The sequence below is a fragment of the Streptomyces sp. P9(2023) genome (genome assembly GCF_032436795.1).
Taxonomy (GTDB): Bacteria; Actinomycetota; Actinomycetes; order Streptomycetales; family Streptomycetaceae; genus Streptomyces.
Map to the genome: position 1 here is coordinate 1 of NZ_JAUPWM010000453.1, position 274 is coordinate 274.

The window sequence follows — 274 nt, forward strand, 5'->3', positions numbered from 1 at the left end:
CCGTTGCGCATTTAGGGGAATCCCATTTTCAGTCGATTAATATTTCTTCCCAAGTTTTTGTTGTGTAACTGAATAATGGTTAAAGCGGTTATTTTTGCAACCACGCGGGTGGCCAACCCCGCAAATGACTTGGCATAATTTCTACGAATCATGAATTGATCGCACAATTGAGAAAACAAGGTTTCTATGCGCTTCCTTGCCTTGCGGTAAACGGCAGGAAAAGGTTTTTCGGTCTTTTGATTACGTTTAGGCGGCGTACACAGGCTGATGGCGG

Annotated in this window: 1 protein-coding gene; it reads right to left on the reverse strand. The window is 44.2% G+C overall.

Going from position 1 to position 274, the window contains the following annotated elements; translation table 11 throughout:
- Positions 1-11: 11 nt before the first annotated feature.
- A partial coding sequence (locus Q5762_RS38340; protein ID WP_315896938.1) for a transposase occupies positions 12-274 on the reverse strand: 263 nt, incomplete at its 5' end.